Source organism: Idiomarina sp. UBA4206 (assembly GCF_002383015.1).
Lineage (GTDB): Bacteria > Pseudomonadota > Gammaproteobacteria > Enterobacterales > Alteromonadaceae > Idiomarina > Idiomarina abyssalis.
This window is the reverse complement of sequence record NZ_DFTS01000043.1, coordinates 82,953-90,047: the sequence shown is the minus strand read 5'-3', so window position 1 is coordinate 90,047 and position 7,095 is coordinate 82,953. Positions and strand designations below refer to the sequence as shown.

Sequence of the window (7,095 nt, the reverse complement as noted above, 5' to 3'; positions counted from 1 at the left end):
GGTGAAACTTCCTGGTGTGGGTAAGAAAACCGCCGAGCGGTTAGTCATTGAAATGCGCGACCGTCTTAAAGACTGGCAGCCCGCGACACCATTTACTGACAGCGCTCCGCCTGATAATCAGGGTACAGACGCCAGGGAGCACCCGTCAGATGCACGCGCAGATGCGGTGAGTGCGTTGCAGGCTCTTGGTTATAAAGAAAATCAAGCTGAAAAAGCCTTACAAAAGGTGTACTCTGCAGAACATAATAGCGAGACCTTGATTCGACTGGCGCTAAAACAGCTGTCGTAAGGAAGTCCAATGATTGAAGCCGATCAGATACCCACTCAACGCCTCATTGAGCCGGATGTACAAGGTGAAGATGAAGCCGTTGACCGTGCTATACGACCCAAAGCTTTGGCGGAATATACCGGCCAGAAGCACGTGGTTGAGCAAATGGGCATTTTTATTGAGGCCGCGCGTAAACGTCAGGAAGCTCTTGACCATCTGTTGATATTTGGTCCGCCAGGGTTGGGGAAAACCACACTCGCAAACATAGTCGCTAACGAGTTGGATGTCAGCATTAAAACAACGTCAGGACCTGTTCTTGAAAAAGCCGGAGACTTGGCGGCCCTATTGACAAACCTGGAAGCACACGATGTTTTATTTATTGATGAGATTCATCGGCTGAGTCCCGTTGTTGAAGAAATTCTCTATCCTGCCATGGAAGATTACCAACTGGACATCATGATAGGCGAAGGTCCGGCTGCCCGCTCTATCAAATTGGATTTACCACCTTTCACGTTAATTGGTGCAACGACCCGGGCGGGAGCGTTAACTTCACCACTTAGGGATCGTTTCGGTATTGTTCAACGTCTTGAGTTTTACGATGTTAATGAATTAACGGACATCGTAGCGCGCTCCGCTCACTTTATGAATGTCCGAATGTTGGATGGAGGCGCAAGGGAGATAGCCCGTCGCTCCAGAGGTACGCCTCGTATCGCCAATCGACTTTTGCGCCGAGTACGGGATTACGCTGAGGTCAGAGGTAATGGTGATGTCGATGAAGCCACTGCAAATGCAGCTTTAACCATGGTGGATGTTGACCAGGCTGGTTTTGATTATATGGATCGGAAGCTGTTATTAGCCATTATGGAAAAGTTTACCGGTGGACCCGTAGGGTTAGATAATTTGGCGGCGGCAATAGGTGAAGAGAAAGATACAATTGAAGATGTGCTTGAACCTTACCTGATTCAACAAGGCTTCTTACAACGAACACCCAGAGGGCGGATAGCTACGCCACGCGCTTATCAGCATTTTGGGTTAAAGCCTGAGAAATAAAAAAAAAGCCCGCACAATGTGCGGGCAAACAGAACAACAAGAAGGAAGTTAAATCCAGGGAACTATTACTCAATAAACAATCTCAGAAAAAGTGACAACCAATCTCTTTGTCTTTGATATGCTGAGTATTATAAGGTTAATCTGATTCTGATCAAACAAGAAAAATTAGATGTTCGAATTAAAAAAACTAATCTGGAATTGGCTTTTGTTGACTAAAAAAAGCGCAACATATTTATAACAATGAAATAAAGTTTATAAATAACAACATGTTGTTATTTTTGTGTTTCAATACTGTCATAAAAAAAAGTCTGTTGATAAAGTGACCAGTGACAGTTTTGAAGGCTTCTTTACAAAATATTACACAACAGTAACTTTTCGGAACTTTACTTGAGGTGGTAATGTCTCATTGTGACTTTGAATGGCCGATTCGTGTTTACTACGAAGATACGGATGCAGGTGGTATCGTTTATTATGCCAACTATCTCAAGTTTATTGAAAGAGCACGAACAGAGTGGTTACGATCGTTAGGGATTGAACAGGATACTTGGTTAGCTCACAATATCGCTTTTGTGGTTCGTAAGATCGAACTCGATTTACGACTGGCAGCAAAGTTTAATGCCGAGTTGAATGTGACTGTAAAAGTTACACAAATAAAGAAAGCTTCATTGGTTTTCGAACAAAAAGTTTTGGCGAAGGATGGCAGAGTACATTGCCAGGCAACAGTTGTAGCCGCTTGCATTGATAATCAGGCAATGCGTGCTGTTGCTATTCCGGAACCGATAATTTCGCGTATTCAGTCAGGGGTTTAAAGCGTGCAAGCAGAGTTATCGTTTATTGATTTATTCATGCAGGCCAGCTTATTAGTAAAGCTGGTAATGGTAATGTTATTGGCGATGTCAGTCTGGGGCTGGGTGCTAATTTTTCAGCGCAAGAAAGTGCTGAAGCAAGCACGAAACGATGCGCTAAAATTTGAAGACCGCTTTTGGTCGGGCGTCGATCTTGCTCGCCTTTATCAGGAAATTTCGGCCCGTGCGAAAAATGCGCGAGGTATGGAGTTATTATTTCATGCCGGCTTTAAAGAGTATGCCCGGCTGCGCAACCATTCAACGACAAATACACAAACAATGCTTGAAGGTGCGTTTCGTGCAATGCGTGTTGCACACGCCAGAGAAACTGAGAAGTTAGATAATAACCTGGGAATTCTTGCGACCATTGGTTCTATCAGCCCCTATATCGGCTTTTTTTGAACCGTTTGGGGCATTATGAACGCTTTTATCGCTTTAGGTGCCGTACAGCAAGCAACATTAGCTATGGTTGCTCCGGGAATCGCTGAAGCACTTATCGCTACCGCTATGGGTCTTTTCGCTGCTATACCGGCCGTTATTGCATACAACCGATTTACGACAACCGTTGAAAAAGTTGATAATCAATACATGAACTTTATTGATGAATTCATCTCGATATTACAACGTCAGTCTTCGGCGCAGGCAGGCAAGAATAAAGTAGAGGGCGAAACGGTATGATGGTAATGCCGCGCAAGCGTCGTAAGCCGGTTGCGGAAATTAATGTGGTTCCTTATATCGACGTGATGTTGGTTCTGCTTATTATTTTCATGGTAACAGCGCCATTAATTACGCAGGGTGTTAAGGTTGATTTGCCAAAAGCAACAGCAGAGCCACTTTCTGAGGAAAGTAAACCGCCACTCGTCGCGTCAGTTGATGCTGAAGGCCGGTATTACCTCAATCAGGGTGATAGCAAGGACACGCCTATGCAGGCGGACGAGTTAGCAACACTGGTTGCGGCACATTTACAAGTTGAACCCGATACACCCGTAATGGTGAACGGTGATGGTGCGGTATCGTATAACCAAATTGTGCAGCTGATGGTGTTACTGCAAAGAGCTGGTGTGCCTTCAGTCGGTTTAATGACAGATTCGTCGGATAATTAGTTGTGGCAAAATCAGATAGCTTAACCTTACCGCTGATATATTCGATTGCGATTCATGCCGTGATAGCCGGTGTGTTGTTGATCAGTTTTGAATTTACACCATCAACGCCTGAAGCGATGGAAGTCAACCTTGATCAAAGCGAACTCGACATGTCTGAGGAAATTGTCAGCGCAGTTGCTGTTGATAAATCGAAAGTACAGCAACAGGCCGATAAAATTCGACAGAAAAAAGCGGAACAAGAAGCGGCTGAGCAACGTCGAATAGAAAGACTGGAAAGACAAGCCGAGGAAGCTCGTAAAGCTCGTGAGCGAGAAGAGCAGCGTAGAAAAGAGATTCAGCGTCAGCAAGAGCTGGAAAGGCAGGAAGCTGAAAAAGCGAGACAGCAGGCTGAGCGAGAGAAAAAAGAAGCGGAACGGTTAGCCCAGGAAAGAGCTAAAGCAGAAGCTGCCGCAAAAGAAGCGGAGCGGCGTAGGCGCGAAGCAGAAGAGGCTGAGCGCCGAGCTGAAGAAGAGCGGCGGAAGCGCGAGGAAGAACGCCGCAAGCGCGAGCAAGCGGAGCGTGAAGCAGCAGAGCGTGAAGCTCAATTGCAAAAAGAGATGGAAGAAGAACGAGCCCGGCGTCAGGCAGCACGACGTCAACAAGTGATGAGTGAAGTTGAAAAGTATCAGGTACTTATTCAGCAAACTATTCAGCGTAACTGGAATGTTGATGACTCGATGCGTGGTAAGTCTTGTGAGTTGACTATCAGGGTTGCACCGAGTGGGTTCGTTAAGTCAGTAGACACAGGTCGTGGCGATGCGAACGTTTGTCGCTCAGCCCAGAACGCGGTATTGAAGGCGACAACCTTGCCGGTTTCTGAAGATCCAGAGATTTATGAACAAATGAGTACGATTAAACTGACTGTAAAACCGCAGTTGTAACAAGGTGACCGATGAAAAAAATATTAATTAACAGCTTATTACTCTTTGTTGCGCTAACAGCTTTTGCTCGCGCAGGGGTATTGGAAATCGTCATCACGGAAGGTATTGATACCGCACGACCAATTGCGGTTGTGCCGTTTGAATGGAAGGGCGAAGGTGAAGCTCCGAGCGAGCTTACCGACGTAATTGCGGCTGACTTGATGCGCAGTGGTAAGTTTAATCCAATTCCTTCAAGCGCCATGCCGCAACGTCCGGCTGCAGATGACGACATTGATTACTCTGCATGGGCGAAAATGGGAGTTGAGGCGATTTTAGTGGGTTCGATAGAGCCATACTCTGTTGATCGTTACATGGTTAAGTTTGAAGTTATTGATGTGCTAAGAGGACAAATTACTGGCGGTAATTCGCAGATGTTACGCAATGGCGAATTAGTTCAGAGTAATGATCATATTCTCGATTCTCGCTCAAGCGTTATCGATGGCGACCAGTTTCGTTCTTATGCGCATCGAATTTCCGATGTGGTTTATGAGGCGTTAACGGGTGAACGCGGCGCCTTTATGACTAAAATTGCTTATGTGACAGTGAATCACGAAGACCGTTATCCTTATAAACTGGCAGTAGCGGACTATGACGGCGCGAATGAGAAAATCCTGCTCCGTAGTCCGGAGCCTCTCATGTCACCGTCCTGGTCTCCTGATGGAAACAAGCTTGCGTACGTCAGCTTTGAGAACAAAACGGCAGAAATATTCATACAGGACATCTACACCACCCGTCGGGAAAAGACAACGTCGTTTCCGGGTATTAACGGGAGTCCGGTTTTCTCGCCAGATGGTAAAAAATTAGCTATGGTGTTATCAAAGGATGGTAATCCTGAGCTTTATGTATTTGATATTAATACGAAGGACTTGCAACGTATCACTCGTAATCGTACGATTGATACAGAGCCTAACTGGACGCCTGATGGTGAATCCTTAATTTTCACCTCAGAAAGAGGTGGCAGACCACAGTTATATAGCGTAAATTTATCATCAGGCCAGGTTCGTAGGTTAACCTTTGAAGGTGAACAGAATTTAGGTGGTACAATAGTACCGTCTGGCAAGGATATGGTTTTAGTTAACAGAACACGAGGCAACTACCATATCGCTAAACAAGAATTCCCGCGTGGGAATATGCAAGTTTTAACAAAAACGGCATTAGATGAGTCACCCAGTGTGGCACCAAATGGCAGTATGGTTATTTACAGTACAACGCATAATAACAAACAAGTACTGGCATTGGTTTCTATCGATGGGCGTTTTAAAGCACGGTTACCGGCAACCGATGGTGAAGTGAAGTCACCGGCTTGGTCGCCATACATGTAAAACACAGCCTGAATGGTTAAATTGTTCGATAAAACGATAAGGACGAAAAGGATGCAGCTTAATAAACTTTTTAAAGCTCTGGCAATCGTTGTACCAATGGCAACTCTGGCCGCTTGTAGCTCAAATCAAGAAACTGATTCAGGTGCAGGTGCAGGTCAAGAGACCAATCAACAAGCTGAGCAAGACTCCGGTGTTCAAACTGGAGCAGCAGAGCGCGCTAAAACGATGGAAGAAGAGCGTCAAGAGAAAATGGAAGCGTTACGTAAAGAACACATCGTTTACTTCGCTTTTGACAAATCTAACATCCAGTCAGAATACACTGACTTGTTGTCAGCTCACGCTGACTACTTAGTGAAAAACCCGTCTGTAAAAGTTGTTATTGAAGGTCATACCGATGAACGCGGTACACCTGAGTACAACATTGCGTTGGGTGAGCGTCGTGCTCAAGCGGTTGAAAACTACCTGCATAACTTAGGTGTTCAGGATTCTCAAACCTCTACTGTGTCATATGGTGAAGAGAAGCCGATGGTAAACGAATCAAACGAACGTGCATACGCCAAAAACCGTCGTGCCGTTTTAGTTTACTAATCTAAGAAAAGCGGATAGTACATGAGAAAAACGCTGTTAGCTGTATGTTTGTGTGTGCCTGGGGCTGTTATGGCTCAGGCACCTGTTTCTGGGTTGTCTTCTTCAGGTGATGTTGAGCAACGTCTCGAGCAAATTGAGCGTATGCTCGAAGCTCGCTCAGACGCTCAGCTTAAAATGCTGAATCAGTTAGGCTCTCTGCAGCAAGATGTTGCTGAGTTAAGAGGCATAACCGAAGAGCATGAGTATCGTCTGGAGCAACTTTTAGAGCGCCAGCGCGAGCTGTATCAGGAAATTGATCGTCGCTTCAGTAATTTGAAGCAGAACAATAGTCAGAGTAATGAAGTGACTGGCAACTATGACGATCTAGAGCAGGTTCCTACACAAACAGGCGGCAGCAGCTATTCTCCAAACTTGAGTGAGAATGACGCTTACGACAAGGCTATTGCATTAGTTCTTGAAGATAAACGTTATGATGATGCGATACCCGCATTTCAGTCCTTTCTTAAAAACTTCCCAAATTCGACCTATGCGGCAAATGCGCATTACTGGCTCGGGCAGTTGTTTTTTGCAAAACGTGAATACAACGAAGCGAAACAGCAATTTGAGACTGTTGTAAACGATTACCCGGATAGTAATAAGCGTGGCGACTGCTTGCTGAAACTAGGTGCTATAGCTAGTGAACAGAATAAGTCGGCAGATGCTAAGGCTTATTATGAACAAGTGGTCAAAGAATACCCAGATAGTACCGAAGCTAATTTGGCAAAACAGCGCCTTAATTAGTAACAACTGAGCAACATGTGTTCGTGAATTGAGCAGTTGCACGGTTTTTTTCAATTTTCAGTTGCATACGCGCACTATTTCAGTAAACTATGCCGCCGTTGCCAAGCAGAAACGGCAGCAAAATTGGCGTTGGGTTGTTAGCTCAGTTGGTAGAGCAGTTGACTTTTAATCAATTGGTCG

General features: G+C 45.2%; 7 protein-coding genes, 1 tRNA gene and 2 pseudogenes (1 of these 10 cut by a window edge). All 10 read left to right on the top strand.

Translation table 11 applies throughout. The features are described 5' to 3' along the window. A pseudogene (locus B3180_RS09485) lies at positions 1-289 on the top strand (Holliday junction branch migration protein RuvA); the annotation flags it as partial. Positions 290-298: 9 nt separating this feature from the next. Continuing rightward, positions 299-1,318: a Holliday junction branch migration DNA helicase RuvB gene (ruvB, locus tag B3180_RS09480; protein WP_054486848.1), complete on the top strand. Its 1,020-nt coding sequence runs from the start codon at positions 299-301 to the stop codon at positions 1,316-1,318. Positions 1,319-1,716: 398 nt separating this feature from the next. After that, entirely contained in the window at positions 1,717-2,127 is a 411-nt protein-coding gene (gene ybgC / locus B3180_RS09475; RefSeq protein ID WP_278358322.1) for a tol-pal system-associated acyl-CoA thioesterase, read from the top strand. 3 nt (positions 2,128-2,130) lie between these two features. After that, positions 2,131-2,841 (top strand): annotated as a pseudogene (gene tolQ, locus B3180_RS09470) (protein TolQ). Continuing rightward, positions 2,838-3,266, top strand: a complete 429-nt coding sequence (gene tolR / locus B3180_RS09465) for a protein TolR (RefSeq protein ID WP_054486855.1) — start codon at positions 2,838-2,840, stop codon at positions 3,264-3,266. The pseudogene tolQ and the gene tolR overlap by 4 nt, the downstream one beginning before the upstream one ends. Before the next feature lie 2 nt (positions 3,267-3,268). Further along, positions 3,269-4,186 (top strand): cell envelope integrity protein TolA, encoded by a 918-nt coding sequence (tolA, locus tag B3180_RS09460; protein ID WP_278358323.1) that lies wholly within the window; start codon positions 3,269-3,271, stop codon positions 4,184-4,186. A gap of 11 nt (positions 4,187-4,197) precedes the next feature. Further along, positions 4,198-5,547, top strand: coding sequence for a Tol-Pal system beta propeller repeat protein TolB (gene tolB, locus B3180_RS09455; protein WP_054486857.1), 1,350 nt, complete (start codon positions 4,198-4,200; stop codon positions 5,545-5,547). Between the two features lie 51 nt (positions 5,548-5,598). Continuing rightward, a complete protein-coding gene (pal, locus tag B3180_RS09450; protein WP_054486859.1) occupies positions 5,599-6,135 on the top strand; it encodes a peptidoglycan-associated lipoprotein Pal in 537 nt (178 codons plus the stop codon). A gap of 21 nt (positions 6,136-6,156) precedes the next feature. Beyond that, the gene (gene ybgF, locus B3180_RS09445) at positions 6,157-6,915 is read left to right on the top strand and encodes a tol-pal system protein YbgF (RefSeq protein WP_199493043.1); all 759 of its coding nucleotides are present in this window, start codon (positions 6,157-6,159) and stop codon (positions 6,913-6,915) included. Between the two features lie 131 nt (positions 6,916-7,046). Further along, positions 7,047-7,095, top strand: a tRNA-Lys gene (locus tag B3180_RS09440) (it continues 231 nt past the right edge of the window).